The following is a 20,278-nucleotide window of genomic DNA, read 5'->3' on the forward strand; positions in this document are numbered from 1 at the left end:
CCCGATTTTACCGGCTGTTAAAATTCCTCTTTTGCTTTTTTTGGAACACCGATGAAACGTACCCGCTTCGGTTCGCGCGACCGCCTTTCGCGCGACGCGGCAGAACTGCAACGCCTGGCCGGCGGCCTTTCCGAATCCGGCGGCAAGCTGGAAGACGCCTACTGGGAAACGCAACTCGCCGAAGCCGTGGACAACCTGCTCAAAAACGGCGGCGAAGACGACATCAACATCGCGCTCGACCGGCTGTTCGAAGCCAACCCGCGTGGCCACGACGAACTCGCCGACATGGTCGAATCGCGCGCCGAAACCCATCGCCTGGACGTTGACGGCCAGCACTGGGAAGTCATGCTGTTCGCCGCGCCGGTGCTGGCCTGGTCGCGCTTCTCGATCGCCGCCTGCCAGTTGCCGAAGAGCTCGCTGCAGGCGCTCGCCGTGCAACTCGGCGCACACGTCTTCGGCGGCCAGGCCAAGGTGGCGCTGGCCGACTTCCTGTTCAGCCCGGACCAGTTGCCGCGCAGCTTCTGCGACACCTGGCAGCTGACCCGCGAACTCGGCGAAGCCGCGCTGGCCGGCAAGCATCTTGCCGTCGACGGCAGCCAGCTGCCGGAAACCAACCGCTTCCTGTCGGATGTCCGCTACCTGATCGGCGCCATTGCCGTGCCACGCGGCAACGCCCTGTTCCGCTGGAACGAGAAGGACGGCGGCAAGGAAGATTCGCTCAAGGAATGGATCAAGCAGGGCAGCCCCAGCCTGGAACCGCTGCTCACCGGCTGCGCCTGGCAGCCGCTGCTGCCGGACGCCTATCACGCCGCCTGCCGCAACGCCGACCGCGCCTCGCGCCCATACTCGGCCAAGGCCTCGATCGCCTTCCTGCAGACCACGCTCGGCCTGATGCCCGATGCCATCCGCGCCGTCATCGGCCCTTGCTACGACCGCCGGCTCGAGGAATACCGCGTCGGCCTCGGCCCCAAGGACGGCGAGGCGGTGTATCACGGCATCGTCTGGCCGCTGCTCGGCGGAGACGACGAGAACGCCGACATCGCCGGCGAAATCGAGGCTGCGCTGCGCGAAACCGGGGTCAAGGAAGTCCGCTTCCTCGATCACCACTTCCCGATGGAGTTCTGCGACGACTGCGGCGCGCCGATGTTCCCCAACATCGACGGCGAATTGGTCCACGCCGAAATGCCGGAACAACCGGCCGCCACCTCGCAGCATCTGCACTGATGAGCCGTAACGCCGACTGGCTGGCGCGCAGTCAGGCTGCCGTCTGGCATCCGTGCACGCAGATGCGCCACCATGCCGACACGGCGTCGCCGGCGCATCTGCCGCTGCTGCCGATCGCCCGTGGCGAAGGCGCCTGGCTGATCGACTTCGACGGCCGGCGTTACCTCGACGGCATCAGTTCGTGGTGGACCAACCTGTTCGGCCACGCCGAGCCGCGCATCAACGCGGCACTGCGCGAGCAACTGGAATCCCTTGAGCACGTGATGCTGGCTGGCTTCACGCATCAGCCCGTGGTCGAGTTGTCCGAGCGCCTGTCGGCGCTGACCGGCGGCGCGCTCGGCCACGCCTTCTACGCCTCCGATGGCGCTTCGGCGACCGAAATCGCGCTGAAGATGAGCTTCCATTACTGGCGCAACGTCGGCCGTCCGGAGAAGGCGGAATTCCTCTGTTTGACCGGCAGCTACCACGGCGAGACGGTCGGCGCGCTGGCGGTCACCGACGTCGCCATTTTCAAGGACGCCTACGCGCCGCTGGTGCGCCACGCCGCGCATGTGCTGCCCACGCCCGATTTCCGTCTGGCCGAAGCCGGCGAAACGCCGGCCGACGTCGCCCGCCGCGCTGCTGCTGGCCTGGCCGACTGGCTGGAAAAGAACGGCGAGCGCACCGCCGCGCTGATCGTCGAACCGCTGGTCCAGGGCGCCGCCGGCATGGCGATGTACGACCCGGAATACCTGCGCCTAGCCCGCCAACTGTGCGACCAGTACGAAGTCCATCTGATCTGCGACGAGATTGCCGTCGGCTGTGGCCGCACCGGTACTTTCTTCGCCCACGAGCAAGCGGACATCCGCCCCGACCTGATGTGCCTGTCCAAGGGTATTTCCGGCGGCTACCTGCCGCTCTCGGTGGTCCTCAGCAGCGACACCCTCTACGCCGCCTTCCTCGACGACTCGGTCGCCCGCGCCTTCCTGCACTCGCACTCCTACACCGGCAACCCGCTCGCCTGCCGGGCGGCACTGGCGACGCTCGACATCTTCGCCGAGGACGACGTGCTCGCCGCCAATCGCGACCGATCGCGGAAAATCGGCGCCATGCTGGCGCCGCTGGCCGGCCATGCACAAGTCAAGCACCTGCGTCAGCGCGGCATGATCGCCGCCTTCGACGTCGTCAGCGACGACCCCAGTTTCTCGCGCCGCTTCTACCGCGCCGCGCTCGACCATGGCGCGCTGCTGCGACCGATCGGCAATACGGTTTACCTGATGCCGCCCTACATCGTCGGCGACGACGAGATCGCCCTACTTGGCCGCGCCATCGACGGCGCACTGGAGCGCGCACTGCGATGATCGGTCTATTCCTCAAATCCCTGCTCGGCGCGCTGGCGGTGTTGATCATCGCCCTGCTGTCGCGCTCGAAGAGTTTCTACATCGCCGGCCTGGTGCCGCTGTTTCCGACCTTCGCCCTGATCGCCCACGCCATCGTCGCCCAGGAACGCGGCATGGCCGACCTGCGCACGACGGCGCTGTTCGGCCTGTGGTCGCTGATTCCCTACGCCATCTACCTGCTCGCGGTGTTCTGGCTGAGCACCCGGCTGACGCTGTGGCCGACGCTGCTCCTGGCCACCCTCGGCTGGCTGATCGCGGCCGGCATTTTGCTGTTCGCCTGGACGCATTTCCAGCCGACCCCCTGAGACCGCCACGGCAACAGCGCCTTCGGAAAAACCGAAACGTTATGTCCGGTTTTCAGGGTGCAATCGAAGCGATGCTTGGTTAGGATAGGCACTCCACTACGTGACAAGAGGAGACGCCCATGAAAGTCAAGGCAACGATTCAACGTGGTACCCGTTATCTGTGCACCAAGATTGGTGCAGTCGTCATCGCCATCGAACAGGTGGCCATCGTCAAGGGTCTGGCGATGTGGGAAGTCGAAGGCGAAATCGCCGGCGGCATCCGCAAGCGCTTCATCGTTTCCCAGCGCAACCTGCTGCCTTTGCAGCCAGCCTAGATCACACCGGCCGGGCCGGCTTCCGTTAAAATCCGTCTCCTTTGCCCGGTTGCAAGTCGGGCCTGACATCCTGACGGATTTTCCTGGTCGGCCACATGCCTGAAACCTCATCCTCCCTGCTCGAGGGCAGCCTAGACGCAGAATTGCAGGAACTCGCTGCGGCCGGTCTACGCCGGCAGCGGCGGATCCTGGATTCGCCTTGCGGACGCATCGCCACGGTCGACGGGCGTGAACTGCTGAACTTCGCCAGCAACGACTATCTCGGCTTGGCCGGTGACGCCGGACTGGCCCGCGCCCTCGCCGACGGCGCAGTGACCTGGGGCGCCGGCAGCGGCGCCTCGCACCTGGTCGCCGGGCATCTGCAGCCGCATGCCGACCTCGAAGCCGCGCTTGCAGAATTCACCGGTTTTCCGGCCGCACTGACCTTTTCCACCGGCTACCTGGCCAACCTGGCGGTCACGCCGACCCTGGCCGGTCGCGGCGATGCGGTCTTCGCCGACAAGCTCAACCACGCCTCGCTGATCGACGCCATGCAACTGGCCAAGGCCAACGGCGCCGACGTCCACCGTTACCCGCACAACGACCTGCCGGCGCTCGAACGCCTGCTGGCGGCCAGCAACGCGCGGCGCAAAGTCATCGTCACCGACGCCGTGTTCAGCATGGACGGCGACCTGGCGCCGCTGCCCGGCCTGTTCGCGCTGGCCGAGCGCTTCGACGCCTGGCTGGTGATCGACGACGCGCACGGTTTCGGCGTGCTCGGCGCCAAGGGCCGCGGCAGCCTGGCGCATTTCAACCTGCCCGCCACCCCGCGCATCCTGCTGATGGGTACACTGGGCAAGGCCGCCGGCGTCGGCGGCGCTTTCGTCGCCGGTTCGACGCGCGCCATCGACTACCTGCTGAACAAGGGGCGCAGCTACATCTTCACCACCGCCACCCCGCCGGCCATCGCCTGTGCACTGCTCGCCAGCCTGCAGCGGATCGAAAACGGCAACGCCCTGCGCCAGCAATTGAACGCCAACATCGCCCGCCTGCGCGACGGCGCGCGCGATCTACCCTGGACCCTGCCGGCCTCGATGACCGCCATCCAGCCGCTGATCGTCGGCGACAACCAGGCTGCCCTCGACCTGGCCCAGGCCCTGTGGGCGCGCGGCCTGTGGGTGCCGGCCATCCGCCCACCCACCGTACCGCGTGGTACAGCCCGCCTGCGCATTTCGCTATCAGCAGCCCACACGGCAGACGACATCGACCGACTACTCGCCGCCCTCAAGGAACTTGCATGAACGCTCCCCTCTTCTTCCTGCCCGGCTGGGCGCTCGGGCGTGGCCCGCTGAATGCCGCCGTCGAGGCACTGGCCGGACAATTCATCGACCTGCCCGGCTACCGCGATACACCGCTGATCGCCGATTTCGACGCCGCCGTTGCCGACATCGCCAGCCGACTGCCGGCAGGTGCAACGCTGGCCGGCTGGTCGATCGGCGCACAACTGGCGCTGGCCGTCGCCGCCCGCCATCCGGACAAGGTCGGCAAGCTGCTGCTGGTCGCCGGCACCACCTCCTTCGTCCAGCGCGACGGCTGGCCGCATGCCATGGCGCCGGCGACGCTGGCCGAATTTGCCGCCGCCATCCGCGCCGACGCGGCCGGCATGCTGCCGCGCTTCGTCGGCGGCTTCAACCGGGGCGACGCGCTGGCCAAGGAAGTGACGCGCCAGATCCTCGACCTGGCCGACCCGCTGCCCGCCGCCGACGTTCTCGACGCCGGCCTGAACTGGCTGCGCGACGTCGACCTGCGCACCGACGCCGCGCAGGTACGCGCACCAACCCTGTTGCTGCACGGCGACGCCGATCCACTGATGCCCGCTGCCGCCGCACAGATGCTGGCCACGCTGATTCCAGGCGCCCAACTCGAACTGCTGCCGGCCTGCGCGCATGCGCCTTTCCTCTCGCGCCCCGGCGATTTCCTCGCCGCCGCCCGCCGCTTCCTGAATGACTAGACCTTCCCGGGCCCGCGTCCGCCAATCCTTCGAACGCGCTGCTGCCACCTACGACCAGGCTGCCATCGTCCAGCGCCGCATCTGCGACCATCTGGCCGCCACCCTGCCGGCGGCCATCGATGCGCAGCGCATCCTCGATGCCGGCTGCGGCACCGGCTATGCGCATGCCTTGCTGCAGCGCAGTTTCCCGGCCGCCGAGCTGTTCGCCCTCGACCTGTCGACGGCCATGCTCGGACGCATTGCCGGCGACTGCCGGCGCCTGGCCGGCGACCTCGAACGACTGCCGCTGGCCGATGCCAGCCTCGACCTCTACTGGTCCAGCCTGGCCATGCAATGGTGCGATGCGCAGCAGGTTTTCAGCGAAGCCCGGCGGGTGCTGCGCCCCGGCGGTCGGCTGGCAGTCAGCACGCTGGGGCCGGCGACCTTTCACGAATTGCGCACGGCCTTTGGCGGCATCGACAGCCATCAGCACACACTGAGCTTCCAATGTGCCGACGACCTTCGCCGGCAAGTCGAACTCGCCGGCTTTGCCGACGTCAGCCTGGAAACCCGGCAGGAAACCCTGTGCTACCCCGACCTGCGCAGCCTGCTGCGCGCCGTCAAGGCAGTTGGCGCCAACCAGGTCGGCCCCGGTCGCCGGACCGGCCTGATGAGTCCCGGCACCCTGCGCCGACTCGAAGCCGCCTATGAATGCCAACGACAAGACGATGGTATACCATTGACCTACGATATCGTTTTCATCCACGCCAGATCATGAGTTCCGCTTATTTCCTGACCGGCACCGACACCGAAGTCGGCAAGACCCATATCACCTGCGCCCTGCTCCACCGCGCCCGCCAGGCGGGACTGTCGGCGGCCGGGCTGAAACCGGTTGCCGCCGGCACCGACGTGCTGGGCGAGAACGATGACGTCCGCCGCATCCTGGCCGCCAGCAGCGTCGAACTACCGGCCGACATCGTCAATCCCTACTGTTTCGCACCGGCCATCGCACCGCACATCGCCGCGGCCGAAGTCGGCGTCGATATCGATTTCTCGCGTATCGCCGATACCGTTAGCACGGCCAGACGCCAGGCCGACCTGGTCATCGTCGAAGGCGCCGGCGGTTTCTGCGTGCCCTTCGGGATCGACCGCAACGGTGCCGATCTGGCCATGGTCCTGGGCTTGCCGGTGATCCTGGTGGTCGGCATGCGCCTGGGCTGCCTCAATCACGCGTTACTGACGGCCGAAGCCATCGCCAATCGCGGATTGTTCATCGCCGGCTGGGTGGCCAACCGGGTCGACCCGGCAATGAGCCGATTCGAGGAAAATCTCGCCACGCTGAAAGAATTGCTCGATGCTCCGCTGCTCGGCGTCGTTCCCTACGACCCGGCGGGCTCGCCGGCCGCAGCGGCAGGCTACCTGAACCTACCCGGCTGACAGGCCGCGCAGCACACCGGCAACCTCGTCGACGCGAGCCAGTAACTCGGTAACCCGAGCTTGCGCATCGTCAACCAGGCCGCTTTTTGCCTGATATTCCAGGGCCTGCGCCAGTTCTGCGCCGAGTCCGTCGGAAAAAGTCGCCAGCAAGCCCTTGATCGTATGGGCTTCGCGCTGCAGGGCGGCGCTGTCGGCGGCAAGCGCCGCCAGCAGCGCCTGGCGGTTGTTGTCCTGTTCGTTGAGAAACATGTCCACCATCATCGCGAAGATGTCCTCGTCGCCACCCAGTCGTTCGAGGATGGCCGGCTTGTCGAGTACATAGGGATTCATGCGCGGTCTCCGTCTGCCATGACTCAGATTTTCGGGGCTTCCTCATCGCGGAAGCGTTGCCGGACTTCGAGCACTTCCTCCCAGCCGGCGATGAAGGATTCGACACAGAGCGGGTCGAAGTGCGTGCTGCGGCCCTCTTCCAGAAAACGCATGGCGTCGTCGAGCGGCCAGGCCTTCTTGTACGGGCGCTCCGAGGTCAGGGCATCGAACACGTCGGCCACGGCAACGATGCGCCCGAACAGCGGGATCGCATTGCCCTTGAGCCCGCGGGGATAACCGCTGCCATCGTATTTCTCGTGATGCGAGCGGGCGATTTCGGCACCGGCCTGAAGGATTTCCGAACCGCTGTCCTTGAGCAGGTCGTAGCCCAGCATCGCGTGCTGTTTCATGATGTCGAATTCCTGCGGCGTCAGTTTGCCCGGCTTGAGCAGGATGTGATCGCGGATGCCGATCTTGCCGACATCGTGCAGGGGTGCCGCCTGCAGGATCAGGTTGCAGGTTGCGGCGTCAAGATCGAGTCCACGGGCAATGATTTCCGAGTAATGCGCCATGCGCTGGATGTGCGCGCCGGTTTCCGGATCGCGGAATTCGGCGGCGCGCGAAATGCGGAAAATCAGTTCGCGCTCCCGTTCGCGGATGTCGCGGGTTCGTTCGGCAACTTCGCCGGCCAGATGGGCGGCACGGTCGGCCAGGAATTTCTGGCCGGTACGCAGCGCGAGCATGTTGCGCACGCGCGCCGAGAACTCGATGCGGTCGATCGGCTTGGTCAGGAAATCATTGGCGCCACCGAGCAGTGCTTCGTAGCGGACATCCTTCTGATCGTTGGCGGTGATCATCAGCACCGGGATTTCGGTCCGGCCGTGCAAGGCGCGGAAGGCGGCGATGAAACGCAACCCGTCCATCTCCGGCATCATGTAATCGACAATGACCAGATCCGGCACATTGCCCCGGCACCATTCCAGCGCCTTCAGCGGATGATCGAACATCACCGGTTCGCACTCGCCAAGCTTGAGTACCAGCGCCCTGATCAAGGTCAGGTTGATTTCGCTGTCGTCAATGATCAAAACCTTGTGCATTCGCCATCCGCGCTTGTCAAAACCGCATGAAGTATATAATGCGGCGCCATGAAACTACTCTTCGATCTCTTCCCGGTCATCCTCTTTTTCGCCAGCTTCAAGTATGCGGGCGCGCACCCGGAGGCTGCTGCCGGCTGGGTCGCCAGCCTGCTTGGCGGTGCCGCGGTCAACCCGGCGCAAGCGCCCATCCTGCTGGCGACCATCGTTGTCATCGTGGCCACCGCCGCCCAGATCGCCTGGGTCCATTTCCGTCACGGCAAGGTCGACAAGATGCTGTGGATCAGCCTGGGCCTGGTCGTCGTTTTCGGCGGCATGACCCTGGCTTTCCAGAACGAAGCCTTCATCATGTGGAAACCGACCCTGCTCTACTGGGCCTTCGCCGGCAGCATGCTGATTGCCGCCTGGTTCATGAAGAAGAATGCGATCAAGGCCATGCTCGGCGAGCAGATGAAGTTGCCGGACGCGGTCTGGGAGCGCCTCAATCTCGCGTGGATTGGCTTCTTCCTCGTCATGGGCGTGCTCAACCTGGTCGTCGCCTTCAATTTCTCGACCGATACCTGGGTCAATTTCAAACTATTCGGCGGCATGGGCCTGATGTTTGCCTTCGTGCTGGCGCAAGGCGCGATGCTGTCGAAATACATGGAAGAAGAAAAATAATGTTCTACGCAATCATCGGCGAGGATCGCCCCGGCACCCTCGAACAGCGCATGGCCGCCCGCCCTGCCCACGTCGAACGCCTGCTCGCCCTGCAGCAGGAAGGCCGCCTGCTGCTGGCCGGCCCCTGCCCGGCAATCGATTCGCCCGACCCGGGCAGCGCCGGCTTTACCGGCAGCCTGATCGTTGCCGAATTCGCCTCGCTGGCTGCCGCCAAAGACTGGGCCGACGCCGACCCCTACATCGCCGCCGGCGTGTACGAAAAAGTCACCGTCAAACCGTTCAAGAAAGTCCTGCCCGCCTGATGCACGCCGACACCCTGGCCCTGCTGCGCGAGCGCCTGGCCGCACTCAAGCCCGAGACCCTGAACATCGAAGATGAATCGCATCGCCATGCCGGCCACGCCGGCGCCCGCGACGGCGGTCATTTCCGGGTCGAGATCGTGGCCAGTGTTTTTTCCGGTAAAAATACACTCGCCCGTCATCGCCTGGTGTACGATGCCGCAGGCGACCTGATGCAAGGTCGCATCCATGCCCTGGCGATCAATGCCAGGACACCGGAAACCCCATGATTTTCGTTCAACCCCACGGAATTCCAACATGTTCAAACTGACCTCCCTGGCCGCGCTGATGCTGGCCGGCAGCCTCATTTCCGCCCCGGCCCTGGCCCAGGGCAAGCCTTTCGCCACGGTTAACGGCCAGGCCATCCCGCAATCGGTATTCAATGCCTTCATGGCCGAACAGAAGGCCCAGGGCGCGCCCGACTCCGAAGAACTGAAGAACGCCGTCAAGGAAGAACTGGTTCGCCGCGAACTGCTCTCCCAGGAAGCCAAGAAGAAGGGCCTCGACAAGAAACCCGAGATCCAGGGCCAGATCGAACTGGCACGCCAGGCCGTGCTGATCCGCGCCTTCCTCGCCGACTACGTGCGCAGCAACCCGATCAGCGACGCCCAGTTGAAGGCCGAATACGACCTGATCAAGACCTCACTCGGCAATACCGAATACAAGGCCCGCCATATCCTGGTCGAAAAGGAAGACGACGCCAAGGCCATCATCGCCAAGCTCGACAAGGGCGAGAAGTTTGCCGCCCTGGCCAAGCAGTCGCTTGACCCCGGTTCCAAGGACAAGGGTGGCGAGCTCGACTGGAGCGCCCCGAACGCCTACGTGCCGCCGTTCGCCGAGGCCCTGCCCAAGCTGAAGAAGGGTGAGTACACCAAGACCCCGGTGCGCACCGACTTTGGTTTCCACATCATCCAGCTCGACGACAGCCGCGCCCTGACCCCGCCGCCGTTCGAACAGGTCAAGCCGCAGCTGCAGCAGCGTGCCGGCCAGATGCAGGTGGACAAACTGATCAACGACCTGCGCAGCAAGGCCAAGGTCAACTAAGCCCCGCACAGGAAAGGCCCGCCCCCCCGGCGGGCCTTTGTCATACGGAGCCTCCGCTTTGCCTACCCGTCCTACTCGGGCGCCTTCGGGTACCGCCGCGCATGTCGCGGGAAAGCCTCGGCATTGGCTAGCCCACGCACTGTTTGTCCTGCTATTGCTGGTCTTCGCACTGGGCGACCACTTTGCCCTTTTTGCCGACCTCGACGCCCGCCTGGGCGACGTCCTTTTGCGCCAGCATGCCCGCCAGCGCCCCCCGCCTCCTGACATTGTCCTCATCGACATTGACCAGGCCAGCCTCGACGATCCGGAAATGCTCGAACTGGCAGGTAACTGGCCGTGGCCCCGGGCAACCCACGGCGAATTGGTCGATTTCATCGCCGGCGGCAAGCCAGCGGTCATTGCTTTCGACCTGATTTTCAGTGAACCCGACCTCTTTCGACCGGGTAGCGACGCGGTACTTGCCCAGGCGATCGCCAAGCACCGAGTCCTGTTGCCCTTGGTTGTCGCCGCCGACGGCCTGGCAACCCCTTTGGCCAATCTGCCGCCAGGACTGGGGGCAAGGCCCGGCAATCATGCCGAACCGGATGCAGCACTTCCGTTGATCGCGCCGAAAGCGATCGACCCAGCTGCCTGGAACACTGGTCTGATCAACTTCCTCGCCGACGATGATCAGATTGGACGGCGCTACTGGATCGACTACCCCCACCGCGGCTGGACACTGCCCTCATTGCCGCGCCGAATCGGCGAACAGGCCGGCTGGGCGATCCCGACCCGCGATGCCATCACGCTGAACTGGTATGGACGTCCATTCACCCATTATTCGTACCGGGAAATCTTCCTCGCCGCGCAGCGCAGTGATGGCAAGCCGCCGGACCTCACCGACAAGATCATCATCATCGGTGCAGCCGCTCCCGGCCTGCACGACCTTCGTCCAACCCCCCTGGGGGCCACCACCCCAGGCCCGGAAATCCTCGCCACCGCCGTCGCCAACCTTCGCAACGATGACTGGCTGCGTCCGGCCAACCATCCCTGGAACCTGATCTTCGGACTGGCCGGCATGATCGGTGTCGGCCTGGCTTTCACGCGACGACCCAACCCGCTGGCCATAGCCGGCACCCTCACACTTACCACAGCGATCATCGTTACCACGGCCTGGCTGCTGCTTCCCCTGAACATCCAATGGACGCCATTCTCGGCACTGCTGGCCATCTGGCTCACCTTTGCCCTGGCCGCCACGGCATCCTACCTTCGGGAACGTCGTCAACGCGACCTCGCAGTTCAGATGTTCTCCCGCTTCCTTGACCCCAATATCGTCCGTTCGCTCACCGACGAAGGCCGCCTGGCCGAGGCCGAAGCCAGTACCAGCCGGGAAATCAGCGTTCTTTTCTCGGATATCCGCGGTTTCACCACAATTTCGGAAAACCGACCGCCGGAAGAAATCGTCCGTCTGCTCAACCAGTATTTCGACCTTCAGGTAGCCGCAATTTTCGAACACGACGGCACCCTCGACAAATTCATTGGCGATGCGATCATGGCCTTCTGGAACGCGCCACTGGAAGACCCAGAGCATGCGGTCAAAGCGGTTCGTGCTGCGCTGGCCATGGCCCGAGGACTTGAGCGGTTCCGCCAGGAACTCGGCGATGCAGGCAAGGATTTCGACATCGGCATCGGCGTGCACACCGGCCCTGCGGTAGTCGGCTTTCTCGGTGCCAGACAACGTCTCGATTACACAGCCATCGGCGACACAGTCAATCTCGCCAGCCGTATCGAAGGACAGACCAAGGGTGTCGCCCGCATTCTTGTTTCACAAGCAACCCGTGATGCCTGTGATAATGTATTTGCCTTCGTCGACCATGGCGAGTACATCGTCAAAGGCCGTCACCAACCCGTCCGTCTGTTCGAACCCCGGGAGCACCCATGATTCGACCCGCCTTCCGTCAACTGATCCTGGCCCTCGGCAGCATGCTGCTGGCGGGCAGTGCCCTGGCCACCCCCGGCACCTTGATTCGTGCGGCCGAACTGAAGGCGGACGCCTTCGTCGATGCTGCCAATCTGGGCAATCTGACTGCCGACACCCCACTGACCGTGCTTGAAGGAAAGGGCGGCTGGTCCAAGATCAGAACCGCTGACGGCAAGACCGGCTGGGTCCGCCTGCTGAATGTTCGCATTGCTGCAGCCAGCGGCGATGGCAATGCCCTCGCCACGCTCGGCAACGTTGTTCGCACTGGCACGACCCAAGGGGCTGCCACAACCGGCGTCAAGGGACTGTCCAAGGAAGATCTGGCCAAAGCCCAACCAAATCTGAGAGAGGTCGCCAAGCTGGATGGCTTCCGGGCACGCCCGGCCGACATCAACCGTTTCGCCACCAGCCGCAAACTGACAGCCCGCGAAATCGCGGAACTGAACCCCTGACATCCGGAGGCAAAGACCTTGAAAACCCTGATCATTGCTCTTTCCGGCTTGCTGCTTGCCAGCGGCTGTACCGAACAGTTGCGCCGTGCCGGCATCGATGAGAACCAGGTGCAGGCGATCAGCAACGTTGCCACCACACTAAGCCGCCCGGACTACACCCCGGCCGAAGAGGCCCAGATCGGCCAGCTCTCTGCTGCCACCCTGCTTGGTGCGGCACCTTTGATTGCCGACCGCGAGACCATGCAGTACATCAACCAGCTCGGCGGCTGGATCGCGCGTCAAACCGGACGCAACGACATCAACTGGCGGTTTGGCGTGATCAACAGCAGCAACGTCAATGCCTTCGCCGCCCCGGACGGTTATGTCTTCGTCACCAAGGGCCTGCTGCGTACGCTGAATGACGAGTCCGAACTGGCCGGCGTCGTTGCACATGAAATTGCCCACGTCATCAAACGCCATTATCTCGTCGCTGTCCGCAAGAAGGACACAACCAACGCCCTGGCCAATGTGGCCGTCACGACAGCACAGAAGGGCGGGGTCAAGAACGCCGACATCCTGGCCGGACCGCTCGCCAACATTGTCCAGAACCTCTACGCCTCCGGTCTCGACAAAGGTGACGAATACGAAGCCGATCGTCTCGGTGTCGTATACGCCACTCGCGCCGGTTACGACCCCTACGGCCTGCCCCGCGTACTCAACCTTTATGCTCAGAACGCCAACAGCAACGGCTTCGATTTGTTGTTCTCAACCCACCCATCGCCGCAGGACCGTCTGCAACAACTCGGCAAGGCCATGGGCGAACGCCTTGCCGCCTACGAGACTGACAAGATCAACAATACCGCCTTCCTGCGAATCAAGCGCAAGGCAGTCCAGTTACCCGACCCGAAGTCCTGATTCGTCCTTCAGCCCGCAGCCTTATAGCTGCCAAGCCTCGCCGCCCCCCTGCAGGGTCATCTCGATGACACGCTTGTTGAGATGCGGCGCAAACAGCTCGATGAAGTCGTAGTCGAAACGGCGTAAATAACTACCTCGGCGCACCGCCAGCCGCGTCGTATTGGACTCGAACAGGTGGCCGGCATCGATCGCCACCAATCCGACATCACGCTGAGGATCGAAAGCCAGTTTGGCGATGATTCCCAAACCCAGCCCCAGGCTGACATAGGTCTTGATCACATCGGCATCGAGTGCGGTCAGAGCGATGTTCGGTTCGATTTCCAGGCGCTCGAAGGCGCGATTGATCCGCGAGCGGCCGGTAAAGGCCGCGTCATAGGTGATCAGCGGCCAGCGTGCCAGTTCCTGCAGGGCCAGCGGCTGGCTGCTCAGGATCGGATGTCCCGCCGGTGCGATCACGCAATGCGTCCATTGCTGGACCGGAAAAGAAACGAGCTGCGGGTGCTGGTCAAGCGATTCGGTGGCGATGCCGATATCGGCCTCGCCGGAGGCTACCCAGTCGGCGATCTGTAGCGGATTGCCCTGGTGCATCTCCAGCTTCACATTGGGGTGACGGGCCACGAAATCTCGGACCACGGTCGGCAGCGCGTAGCGCGCCTGCGTGTGCGTTGCCGCCAGCACCAGCTTGCCGGAATCGCCGCTGGAAAATTCGGCGCTGGCGCGCTTGAGGTTTTCCGCCTCGCGCAGGATGCGGCGGGCGATGTCGATGACCACCCTGCCCGGTTCGGTGACGCCGGTGAAGCGCTTGCCGCTGCGCTCGAAGATGGCGATGCCGAGCTCGTCCTCAAGCAGCTTGATCTGCTTGGACACGCCCGGCTGCGAGGTGAATAGCACTTCGGCCGCCTCGGAGACGTTGAGTCCCTGGCGTTCAATCTCGACGATGTAGCGCAGTTGCTGAAGTTTCATGAATGGCTTAATAACAAAATACGATAACAATCTAACGCAATATTCTTTTTGATTCAATGCTCGCCGGTTACGATGCGCTCCTCGAATCATTGCCGCACTTGCGCGCGGCCCGCAGAGGAAACGCATGTACCAATACGACGCCATCGACCGCCAGCTGATCCTTGACCGGGTCGAGCAGTTCCGTGACCAGGTCCGCCGCTGGCAGGCCGGCGAGCTGACCGACGACGAATTCCGCCCGTTGCGCCTGCAGAACGGCCTCTACATCCAGCGCCACGCACCGATGTTCCGCATCGCCGTGCCTTACGGCATGCTCAATTCGGCGCAACTGCGCAAACTCGCCCACGTCGCCCGCAAGTACGACCGCGGCTACGGCCACTTCACCACCCGCCACAACCTGCAACTGAACTGGCCGCAGCTGACCGACGTGCCCGACATCCTGGCCGAGCTGGCCGAGGTCGACCTGCACGCCATCCAGACCTCGGGCAACTGCCTGCGCAACATCACCACCGACCAGTTCGCCGGCGTCGCCGCCGACGAGATCATCGACCCGCGCCCGCTGGCCGAAATCCTCCGCCAGTGGACCACCTTCCACCCGGAATTCGCCTTCCTGCCGCGCAAGTTCAAGATCGCCATTTCCGGCACCGAGGAAGACCGCGCGGTCACCTGGTTCCACGACATCGGCCTGCATCTCAAGGTGGTCGACGGCGTCACCGGCTTCACCGTGATCGTCGGCGGCGGCCTCGGTCGCACGCCGATCCGCGGCCAGGTGGTGCGCGAGTTCCTGCCCTGGCAGCACATCCTCAGCTACTGCGAGGCAATCCTCCGCGTCTATAACCGCTTCGGCCGCCGTGACAACGCCTACAAGGCGCGCATCAAAATCCTGGTGCAGGCGCTCGGCGTCGAGGAATTCGGCAAGCTGGTCGAAGCCGAATGGGCGCACAGCAAGGACGGCCCGGCGACCATCACCCAGGCCGAGTACGACCGTGTCGCCGCGCATTTCGGCGCCCCGGCCTACGAGACGATCACCACCGTCGATGCCGCCTACCAGGCAAAAATCGCTGAGGAGAAAGCCTTCGCCCGCTGGGTCGAGCGCAACACGCAACCGCACAAGGTGCCCGGCTACGCGGCAGTGACGCTGTCGCTCAAGCCGCACGGCGTCGCGCCGGGCGACATCACGTCCGACCAGATGGAAGTCGTCGCCGACCTCGCCGACCGCTACAGCTTCGGCGAACTGCGCATCAGCCACGAACAGAACATCATCCTCGCCGACGTCCGCCTCGCCGATCTGGCCGAGGTCTGGCGCGTGGCCAAGGCGGCCGGCCTGGCGACACCGAACATCGGCCTGTTGACCAGCATGATCTGCTGCCCCGGCGGCGATTTCTGCGACCTCGCCAACGCCAAGTCGATCCCGATCGCCACCGCCATCCAGCAGCGCTTCGACGACCTCGACTACCTGTTCGAGATCGGCGACATCGACCTCAACATCTCCGGCTGCATGAACGCCTGCGGCCACCACCACGTCGGCCATATCGGCGTGCTCGGCGTGGACAAGAACGACGCCGAGTTCTATCAGGTCACGCTCGGCGGTCGCCAGGGCAACGACGCCAAGCTCGGCAAGGTCATCGGCCCGTCGTTCTCAGCCGACGAGATGCCCGACGTGGTCGAGAAGATCATCAAGGTGTATCTGGAAAACCGGCACCCCGACGAGCATTTCATCGACACCTTCGACCGGATCGGCATCGACCCGTTCAAGAACCGCGTCTACGAAGGCCGCGCCCACGGCAAGGCCAAGCAGAAGGAGGCCGCATAAATGGCACAACTGATCAAACAAGGCAATGTCACTGCCGACACCTGGACGACACTGACGCTGGCCGAAGGCGAAACCCCGGAAACCGTCGCCCTGCCGACCGGCGATGTCATCTTCCCGCTCGCCGTGTGGCGCGCGCGCAGGAACGAGATCGTCTCCTGCCACAAGCGCATCGGCCTCCTGCTGCTGCCTGACGACAAGGTCGAGGACATTGCCGCCGACCTCGAATACTTCGTCGTCGTCGCCGTACATTTCCCGAAGTTCGTCGACGGTCGCGGCTACTCGACCGCCGCCCTGTTGCGCCAGCGCTATCATTACCAGGGTGAGCTGCGCGCCGTCGGCGACGTGCTGCACGACCAGCTCTTTTTCATGAAACGCGTCGGCTTCGACAGCTACGCGCTGAAGGACGGCAAGGACGCCATCTACGCCATCGGCAAGGGCTTTGCCCCGTTCTCCGAAACCTACCAGGCATCAACCGACCAGCCCGATCCGCACTTCCGCCGCCGCTCCGCCTGAAAGCCCAGCCAGCCATGACGCCAGCCCTGCTCAACATCACCCCCGAACTCGCCGCCAGCACCGCCGCCAAGGCCGACGCCGCGCGCGCGCTGCTCGCCGACATCGCCGGCGCGTGGTCACCGGCCGCCTTCGCCAACAGCCTCGGCGCCGAAGACATGGTCCTCACCGACCTGATCGTCAAGGCCAAGCTGCCGATCGAGATCTTCAGCCTCGACACCGGTCGTCTGCCGGCCGAAACCTACGACCTGATGGCGGCGGTCGACCGGCACTACGGGCTGAAATTGAAGCTCTACTTCCCGCAGGCCGAGGAAGTCGAAAGCTATGTCAGGCAGCACGGCATCAACGCCTTCTACGACTCGGTCACGCTCAGGAAGGCCTGCTGCTACGCACGCAAGGTCGAACCGCTGCGCCGCGCCCTGGCCGGCAAGCGCGCCTGGATCACCGGCATGCGCGCCGAACAGGCGGCCACCCGTGGCCAGCTGGCGACGCAGGAATACGACGAAGGCAACGGCCTGGAAAAATTCAACCCGCTCGCCGCCTGGAGCGAGAAGGAAGTCTGGACCTACATCAAGCAGAACGCCGTGCCCTACAACGCCCTGCACGACAAGTTCTACCCCAGCATCGGCTGCGCCCCCTGCACTCGCGCCGTCTCCCTCGGCGAAGACATCCGCGCCGGCAGATGGTGGTGGGAAGCACCGGAATCCAAGGAGTGTGGACTGCACGTAAAGGCGTAATCGCTGTCAAAGCGGCTGAACCTCAACGAGAAAGGACGCTGCAATGAAAACGAAGTGGTTACGCCGACTGGGTTTATCGAGCCTCCTGGCCCTCCTCGGCCTGCCGCTGGCGCAGGCACAACCGGCCTGTCCGGGCTTGCTCAACCACCAGTTCGCCAATCTTCAGGATGGCTCGCCGATGCCGCTCTGCCAGTACGCCGGCAAGGTCATCCTAGTCGTCAACACGGCCAGCAAGTGCGCCTTCACCTCGCAGTACGAAGGCCTGGAGAAACTCTACGCCGAACTGAAGGATCGCGGCCTGGTCGTGCTCGGTTTTCCGTCCAACGACTTCGGCGAACAGGAGCCGGGCAGTAACCAGCAGATCGCCGACTTCTGCCGGATGACCTACGGCGTCGAGTTCCCGATGGTCGCCAAGACCGTGGTCAAGGGACCGCAGGCCAACGGCTTCTACCGCCAACTGGCCGAACGCACCGGCAGCACCCCGAAATGGAACTTCCACAAGTACCTGATCAACCGCGATGGCAGCCAGATCGTCGCCTACACCAGCCTGACCTCGCCCGACAGCAGCAGCCTGCGCAAAAAGATCGATCAGTTCCTGACCCAGCCGGGCAGATAAGCAAGAGATGGAAAAGCCACGCCGGAACTGTCTCCGGCGTGGCTGGTCGGGCGGATGTGGCGGATCAGGCCAGATCGAAGCGGTCGGCGTTCATGACCTTGGTCCAGGCGGCGACGAAGTCACGGACGAACTTTTCCTTGTTGTCGTCCTGGGCGTACACCTCGGCGTAGGCACGCAGGATCGAGTTGGAGCCGAACACCAGATCGACGCGGGTGGCCGTCCATTTGGTCGCGCCGCTCTGGCGGTCGACGATGGCGTAGCTGTTGCGGCCGGTCGGCTTCCAGGTGTAGGCCATGTCGGTCAAATTGACGAAGAAGTCGTTGCTGAGCACGCCGACGCGGTCGGTGAAGACACCGTGGCGGCTGCCGCCGTGGTTGGTGCCGAGCATGCGCATGCCGCCGACCAGGACCGTCATTTCGTTGGCGGTCAGGCCGAGCAACTGGGCACGGTCGAGCAGCATTTCCTCGGCGCTGACCACGTAATCCTTCTTCAACCAGTTGCGGAAGCCGTCGGCCACCGGTTCGAGCACGGCGAAGGATTCGACGTCGGTCATTTCCGGCGTCGCGTCGCCACGGCCCGGGGCGAAGGGCACGATCACGTCGACCCCGGCGGCTTTCGCTGCCTGCTCGACCCCGACGTTGCCGGCGAGGACGATCACGTCGGCGACGCTGGCACCGGTCTGGGCAGCAATGCCTTCGAGCACGGCCAGCACCTTGGCCAGGCGGGCCGGCTCATTGCCTTCCCAGTCTTTCTGCGGGGCCAGGCGGATGCGGGCACCGTTGGCGCCGCCACGCTTGTCCGAACCGCGGAAGGTGCGGGCGCTGTCCCAGGCGGTCGCCACCAGGTCGCCGACCGACAGGCCGCTGGCCGCGATCTTCGCCTTGACTGCCGCGACGTCGTAGTCGCCGTTGCCAGCCGGCACCGGGTCCTGCCAGATGAGGTCTTCAGCCGGCACGTCCGGGCCGATGTAGCGCGCTTTCGGCCCCATGTCGCGGTGGGTCAGCTTGAACCAGGCACGGGCAAAGGTTTCCGAGAAATAAGCGGGGTCGGCACGGAAGCGCTCGGCGATCTTGCGGTACTCGGGGTCGAACTTGAGCGCCATGTCGGCGTCGGTCATCATCGGCTTGCAACGGATGCTCGGGTCTTCGACGTCGACCGGCATATCTTCCTCGGCGATGTTGATCGGTTCCCACTGGTAGGCGCCGGCCGGCGACTTCTGCAGCCACCAGTCGTACTTGAACAGCAGTTCGAAGTAGCCGTTATCCCATTGCGTCGGGTGCGTCGTCCACGCGCCTTCGATGCCGCTGGTCACGGTGTCGCGGCCGATGCCGCGGCTGCTGTGGTTGTTCCAGCCCATGCCCTGCTCTTCGAGGTCGGCCGCTTCCGGCGCCGGGCCGAGATTGGCGGCGCTGCCGTTACCGTGCGCCTTGCCGACGGTGTGGCCGCCGGCAGTCAGGGCCACCGTTTCCTCGTCGTTCATCGCCATGCGGGCGAAGGTGACGCGCATGTCCTGCGCCGTCTTCAGCGGGTCGGGTTTGCCGTCCACGCCTTCCGGATTGACGTAGATCAGGCCCATCATCACCGCAGCGAGCGGGTTTTCCAGGTCGCGTTCGCCAGAGTAGCGGCTGTTGGCACTACCGGTCGGGGCCAGCCATTCCTTTTCCGAACCCCAGTAGATGTCCTTTTCCGGATGCCAGATGTCCTCGCGACCGAAGGCGAAGCCGAAGGTCTTCAGGCCCATCGACTCGTAAGCCATGTTGCCGGCGAGAATCATCAGGTCGGCCCAGCTGATCTTGTTGCCGTACTTCTTCTTGATCGGCCACAGCAGGCGGCGGGCCTTGTCGAGGTTGGCGTTGTCGGGCCAGGAGTTGAGCGGCGCGAAACGCTGGTTGCCGGTGCCGCCACCGCCACGGCCGTCGGCGATGCGGTAGGTGCCGGCCGAGTGCCAGGCCATGCGGATCATCAGGCCGCCGTAGTGGCCCCAGTCGGCCGGCCACCAAGGCTGGCTGTCGGTCATCAGCGCCTTGAGATCGGCCTTCAGCGCCTCGACGTCGAGCTTCTTCACTTCCTCGCGGTAATTGAAGTCGGCGCCCAGCGGGTTGGTCTTGCTGTCGTGCTGGTGCAGGATATCCAGGCTCAGTGCCTTGGGCCACCATGCCATGTTGTTGGTGGACACCGAGCTGGCGGCGCCGTGCATGACCGGGCATTGACCGGTGGATTTCGGATGTTGGTTTTCCATGGCTCTCTCTCCTTGTGTAGTCGC

Annotated in this window: 23 protein-coding genes; 19 read left to right on the top strand and 4 right to left on the bottom strand. The window is 64.4% G+C overall.

The genetic code is table 11. The annotated features are described in order from the left end of the window. Nucleotides 1-51 precede the first annotated feature (51 nt). The 8 genes from G471_RS0113915 (at nt 52) to bioD (ending at nt 6,628) form a co-directional block, all read left to right on the top strand. Complete coding sequence (locus G471_RS0113915; protein ID WP_028995872.1) at nt 52-1,224, top strand: DUF2863 family protein; 1,173 nt, start codon at nt 52-54, stop codon at nt 1,222-1,224. Beyond that, complete coding sequence (gene bioA / locus G471_RS0113920; RefSeq protein WP_028995873.1) at nt 1,224-2,564, top strand: adenosylmethionine--8-amino-7-oxononanoate transaminase; 1,341 nt, start codon at nt 1,224-1,226, stop codon at nt 2,562-2,564. Before G471_RS0113915 ends, bioA begins: the two co-directional genes overlap by 1 nt. Next, a complete protein-coding gene (locus G471_RS0113925; protein ID WP_028995874.1) occupies nt 2,561-2,908 on the top strand; it encodes a GlpM family protein in 348 nt (115 codons plus the stop codon). Before bioA ends, G471_RS0113925 begins: the two co-directional genes overlap by 4 nt. Nucleotides 2,909-3,027: 119 nt before the next feature. Further along, nucleotides 3,028-3,222: a hypothetical protein gene (locus G471_RS0113930; RefSeq protein WP_028995875.1), complete on the top strand. Its 195-nt coding sequence runs from the start codon at nt 3,028-3,030 to the stop codon at nt 3,220-3,222. 95 nt (nt 3,223-3,317) lie between these two features. Then, on the top strand, nt 3,318-4,502 hold the full coding sequence (gene bioF, locus G471_RS0113935) for an 8-amino-7-oxononanoate synthase (RefSeq protein WP_043421646.1): 1,185 nt from the start codon (nt 3,318-3,320) through the stop codon (nt 4,500-4,502). Then, nucleotides 4,499-5,212 (top strand): alpha/beta fold hydrolase, encoded by a 714-nt coding sequence (locus G471_RS17785; RefSeq protein ID WP_051295497.1) that lies wholly within the window; start codon nt 4,499-4,501, stop codon nt 5,210-5,212. Before bioF ends, G471_RS17785 begins: the two co-directional genes overlap by 4 nt. Beyond that, the gene (gene bioC / locus G471_RS0113945; RefSeq protein ID WP_028995877.1) at nt 5,205-5,969 is read left to right on the top strand and encodes a malonyl-ACP O-methyltransferase BioC; all 765 of its coding nucleotides are present in this window, start codon (nt 5,205-5,207) and stop codon (nt 5,967-5,969) included. The genes G471_RS17785 and bioC overlap by 8 nt, the downstream gene beginning before the upstream one ends. Beyond that, a complete protein-coding gene (gene bioD / locus G471_RS0113950; RefSeq protein WP_028995878.1) occupies nt 5,966-6,628 on the top strand; it encodes a dethiobiotin synthase in 663 nt (220 codons plus the stop codon). Before bioC ends, bioD begins: the two co-directional genes overlap by 4 nt. Here bioD and G471_RS0113955 read toward each other — a convergent pair. After that, the gene (locus tag G471_RS0113955; protein ID WP_028995879.1) at nt 6,617-6,958 is read right to left on the bottom strand and encodes an Hpt domain-containing protein; all 342 of its coding nucleotides are present in this window, start codon (nt 6,956-6,958) and stop codon (nt 6,617-6,619) included. The genes bioD and G471_RS0113955 overlap by 12 nt on opposite strands. Before the next feature lie 23 nt (nt 6,959-6,981). Then, on the bottom strand, nt 6,982-8,034 hold the full coding sequence (locus G471_RS0113960; protein ID WP_028995880.1) for an HD domain-containing phosphohydrolase: 1,053 nt from the start codon (nt 8,032-8,034) through the stop codon (nt 6,982-6,984). 48 nt (nt 8,035-8,082) lie between these two features. On the opposite strand from G471_RS0113960, the gene G471_RS0113965 reads away from it, so the two are divergent. The 7 genes from G471_RS0113965 to G471_RS17790 all read left to right on the top strand — a co-directional run bounded on the left by G471_RS0113965 (nt 8,083) and on the right by G471_RS17790 (nt 13,379). Beyond that, nucleotides 8,083-8,691 (top strand): septation protein A, encoded by a 609-nt coding sequence (locus G471_RS0113965; protein ID WP_028995881.1) that lies wholly within the window; start codon nt 8,083-8,085, stop codon nt 8,689-8,691. Further along, nucleotides 8,691-8,993 carry a YciI family protein gene (locus G471_RS0113970; RefSeq protein WP_028995882.1) on the top strand — a complete coding sequence of 101 codons (303 nt, stop codon included), beginning with the start codon at nt 8,691-8,693 and terminating at the stop codon, nt 8,991-8,993. The genes G471_RS0113965 and G471_RS0113970 overlap by 1 nt, the downstream gene beginning before the upstream one ends. Next, on the top strand, nt 8,993-9,259 hold the full coding sequence (locus G471_RS0113975) for a BolA family protein (RefSeq protein ID WP_028995883.1): 267 nt from the start codon (nt 8,993-8,995) through the stop codon (nt 9,257-9,259). The genes G471_RS0113970 and G471_RS0113975 overlap by 1 nt, the downstream gene beginning before the upstream one ends. A 28-nt stretch (nt 9,260-9,287) precedes the next feature. Continuing rightward, on the top strand, nt 9,288-10,073 hold the full coding sequence (locus G471_RS0113980) for a peptidylprolyl isomerase (RefSeq protein ID WP_028995884.1): 786 nt from the start codon (nt 9,288-9,290) through the stop codon (nt 10,071-10,073). A gap of 154 nt (nt 10,074-10,227) precedes the next feature. Then, nucleotides 10,228-11,994, top strand: coding sequence for an adenylate/guanylate cyclase domain-containing protein (locus tag G471_RS0113985; RefSeq protein WP_051295498.1), 1,767 nt, complete (start codon nt 10,228-10,230; stop codon nt 11,992-11,994). Next, entirely contained in the window at nt 11,991-12,485 is a 495-nt protein-coding gene (locus G471_RS0113990; RefSeq protein WP_028995886.1) for an SH3 domain-containing protein, read from the top strand. Before G471_RS0113985 ends, G471_RS0113990 begins: the two co-directional genes overlap by 4 nt. A gap of 18 nt (nt 12,486-12,503) precedes the next feature. After that, on the top strand, nt 12,504-13,379 hold the full coding sequence (locus G471_RS17790; RefSeq protein WP_051295499.1) for a M48 family metalloprotease: 876 nt from the start codon (nt 12,504-12,506) through the stop codon (nt 13,377-13,379). Nucleotides 13,380-13,400: 21 nt separating this feature from the next. Here the strand turns inward: G471_RS17790 and G471_RS0114000 are convergent, their stop codons facing one another. Next, the gene (locus tag G471_RS0114000) at nt 13,401-14,342 is read right to left on the bottom strand and encodes a CysB family HTH-type transcriptional regulator (protein WP_028995887.1); all 942 of its coding nucleotides are present in this window, start codon (nt 14,340-14,342) and stop codon (nt 13,401-13,403) included. 124 nt (nt 14,343-14,466) lie between these two features. Between G471_RS0114000 and G471_RS0114005 the strand changes: the two genes are divergently transcribed. From G471_RS0114005 to G471_RS0114020, 4 genes are read left to right on the top strand one after another with little or no spacing between them, the layout of a single operon-like run. After that, nucleotides 14,467-16,152 (top strand): nitrite/sulfite reductase, encoded by a 1,686-nt coding sequence (locus tag G471_RS0114005; RefSeq protein WP_028995888.1) that lies wholly within the window; start codon nt 14,467-14,469, stop codon nt 16,150-16,152. Continuing rightward, nucleotides 16,153-16,665, top strand: coding sequence for a DUF934 domain-containing protein (locus G471_RS0114010; RefSeq protein WP_028995889.1), 513 nt, complete (start codon nt 16,153-16,155; stop codon nt 16,663-16,665). A gap of 14 nt (nt 16,666-16,679) precedes the next feature. Beyond that, nucleotides 16,680-17,399: a phosphoadenylyl-sulfate reductase gene (locus G471_RS0114015; protein ID WP_028995890.1), complete on the top strand. Its 720-nt coding sequence runs from the start codon at nt 16,680-16,682 to the stop codon at nt 17,397-17,399. A gap of 43 nt (nt 17,400-17,442) precedes the next feature. After that, nucleotides 17,443-18,015 (top strand): glutathione peroxidase, encoded by a 573-nt coding sequence (locus G471_RS0114020; RefSeq protein ID WP_028995891.1) that lies wholly within the window; start codon nt 17,443-17,445, stop codon nt 18,013-18,015. 64 nt (nt 18,016-18,079) lie between these two features. Here the strand turns inward: G471_RS0114020 and katG are convergent, their stop codons facing one another. Continuing rightward, nucleotides 18,080-20,254, bottom strand: a complete 2,175-nt coding sequence (gene katG / locus G471_RS0114025; protein ID WP_028995892.1) for a catalase/peroxidase HPI — start codon at nt 20,252-20,254, stop codon at nt 18,080-18,082. Nucleotides 20,255-20,278 lie beyond the last annotated feature (24 nt).

The organism is Azonexus hydrophilus DSM 23864, assembly GCF_000429605.1.
Classification (GTDB): domain Bacteria; phylum Pseudomonadota; class Gammaproteobacteria; order Burkholderiales; family Rhodocyclaceae; genus Azonexus; species Azonexus hydrophilus.